Annotated in this window: 1 protein-coding gene; it reads left to right on the top strand. The window is 60.2% G+C overall.

Features of this window, described 5'->3' with window-relative positions; translation table 11 throughout:
* Positions 1-146: 146 nt before the first annotated feature.
* A partial coding sequence (locus H5T41_10925; protein MBC7109270.1) for a T9SS type A sorting domain-containing protein occupies positions 147-3,107 on the top strand: 2,961 nt, incomplete at its 3' end.

Raw genomic sequence — 3,107 nt, 5'->3', positions numbered from 1 at the left:
GGCAAAGTTTTCGGGTACGATGGGACCACGCCTTCCTGGGTCGCTGCTTTTATGGGAGGTGGTAAGCGGTTGGTGCGCGATGTTTGGGGAAATGTGCGGGATTGTTCGCGGAATTTTTGGGCCTTGAAAGGAAAGGAGGTTGGACGTTGAAGCGGATAGGTTTAGTTGGGTTGGTGTTGGCGGCCATGGTTTTTGGGACCATGGCCTTGGCGTTTGATGCCTACTTCTCGGACGCGGCCGGGAACAAACTCGGCACGGTCTGGGAGGGGCAGCAGATCTACATCGCCGTGAAGGACCCAGAGAAGGGGGCCTGCGGCATCGACGAGTTCTCCGCGGATCTCGTCATCTTCGACTTCAAGACCGGCGCGTACATCAAGAAAGACAACCAGTACTTCCGAGAACTCGGCGGGATCGGTAGCGGCCTCTATTTCTGGGTGGATAAGTCGGGGTCCAACACGAAGGTTAGCGTGCCGGTCGGCTGGCGTGCAGACTTTACCAGCTTTCCCTATGGAATGACTCATGTCCTGCAGCCTAGTAACGTCACCCATTGGGAGGAGGGCGCCTGGGAATACGTGGACGAGAACGTGCTCGATGGTGACCCTATCGACCTTACGGGTGGTCTACCTGTTACCGTTAGTGTTAATAAGCTCCCGCGGGAAAAGCGCACGGCCCGGGTGGACTTCGAGGGGCTTGACATTCGTGGCCGAACCGAGGGAGACCTTACGGAGATCAAGGGCCGGCTCGAGAACAACGACACGTTGATCCTCATCGTGGCCGATGATACCGACGCCATGAACATCGACCAGGACCAGGTGAAGATCGTGGACACGGTGGGGAAGCTTTCGGTGACGCCGAAGGTCATCTCCTACGGGTGCGGCCCGGCCTGCGAGAACATCATCGTCCGCATCGAGGACCCCGATGAGAACCTGAACTGCAACGAGATCGAGTACGTTCCGTTCTTCGTCATCGTCAACCCCGGAAGCTGGAACCCCCAGACCTCGGCTATCAACAACTTCTGCTCCCTCATGCTGCGCGGCGGATACGATCCGGAGAGCAACTCGGATCTCAACAAGCCCATCCGCTGGTACAACATCTATGACGAGCCCACAAGGGGTGGTGGTTGGACTATCAACTCCCGCTTCATCCAGTATCCGAGCGCGTGGCTTGAGACTGGCAAGACCGTTGGCCGCGTGTTGTTCTTCGCCGCGGAGACGGCGGTGGACTCCGGCGTATTCGAGTTCAACTTCGGGAACACCGAGGAGCTCCAGAAGGCCCTGGGCTTTAAGGAGTTCGGGAACTACTTCACCATCGCCTTCTACTACATCGACCCCAACGACTTTGACGACATGGACCTTGCCACGATCAACGTGACCTCCAACAAGTACGCGTCCCAGGTGTTCCTCACCGATGCCAATGGAGTCCCGGTGTCCGAGGTGAAGATCGGGCATGGTGGGCTTTATGTCCGCGTCTACGATGCTGACGCCAACGTGAACGCCTGCTGCCAGGACAAAGTGGTGGTGCACATCTGCGACCCGCACAACGAGGACGACAGTGAGTACATCGTGATCGACGAGATCTCCAACAACTCCGGGATCTTCTTCACCATGTCGGGGATCCGTCTTGAGCCGGTGTGGGACGCGGTGAATGGCTACCAGCTTGTGTTTGATGACTGGCGGGTCCAGGCCTTCAACGAGGACACGATCTTCGTGCGCTACAACTCCGTGGACTACGAGTCGGCCGACCTCAACAAGCTGGGCGACGGGAACCCGAATGAAAACTTCCCGCCCAAGATCGCGGACGCGGCTCGGAACCAGGAGTGGGACGTGTCGTTCGCCAAGGTGAAGGTGTATGACTTCCAGGTCTTCGATGGGACCACGCACCACATGCGGTTCCTGGATGGCGAGTACAAGCCGGTCACGGAGATCCCGGTGTCCGGAAGCCTCTACCTTGAGGTCACGGACCTCGATCAGAACGAGGACCCGCTCCTGCGCGAGCTCATCTTCGGCGGCTGGAACAAGGACGCCTACTCCGGCGACGATGGCGATCGAACGAAAACTTCTGCCATTGGTTCGTCCACGGCAGAGGATAACAACGAGGCAGACGCCAACGAAGACTCCGCGCCGATCTGGTGGATGGGCGGTAAGAATGCCGCGGGTTCTGACTCCGGCGAATCCGACGTGATGACCCCGAAGGGCGCGGTGCAAAACGATCCGTATTTGGGACGGCCCCAGACCACTACCGACACCAATAAGGATGACTCCATCTCTGGCATCGCCGAGACGGTGAAGGTCTTCATGTGGAACGCGCAGAAGGGGACGTGGGAGCGGATGGATCTCCGCGAGACCGCGGTTGGTTCCGGCGTGTTCCGGTCCACGGTGTGCGTGCCGGTGGGCGAGGGTGGCCTTGACTCCTCCGGCGGGGACACGATCATGGCCTTCTACCAGGATCCGTCCAACCACTCCGACATCTCCATCATCTCTATCAAGGTGTCCCTGGGCGGCGCCGGTGCGGTGACCCCGCCCACGGTGCAACTCTCCGTGGTCTTTGACAAGACCACGTACTACCCGGGCGACACGGTGACGATCACCGTGACGGACGAGCAGTACGCCGGTGCGGCGGAGATCGTGGGCACGAACGTCCTGGTGCTTCTCGATAAGGACGGCGAGGTCATCACGAGCTGGAACAAGCTCGAGGCCGTGGCCGGCCAGCCCGGGAAGTTCCGGGTCACCTACGTCCTCCCCGAGACGGTTAAGCTCGGAACGATCACCGCGAAATACACTGACCCGTACATGACGACCCGCACGGCCCAGGGTCAGGCCACGGTGGTGGCCAAGGCCCTTTCGAACGTGGCGGGGATCACCATCTCCCCGAACCCGTTCCAGACGTCCACCACGTTCACCATCCAGGCTGAGCCGGCTGGCGCCGTGGCGGAGAAGATCACCATCACCATCTACGACCTCACCGGTGCGAAAGTGGCGGAGATCTCCGGCGAGAACACGGCGTCGGTGACCTGGGACGGCGGGAACCTCCGGAACGGCGCGTACATCTACGTGGCCGTGGTGGAGGGCGGCACGAAGGCCTGGACGTTCAAGGGCTTCGTGTACATC

It is taken from the genome of Methanomassiliicoccales archaeon (assembly GCA_014361295.1).
Classification (GTDB): domain Archaea; phylum Thermoplasmatota; class Thermoplasmata; order Methanomassiliicoccales; family JACIVX01; genus JACIVX01.
The sequence above is the reverse complement of the archived record's forward strand: the minus strand, read 5'-3'. Positions and strand labels throughout refer to the sequence as shown.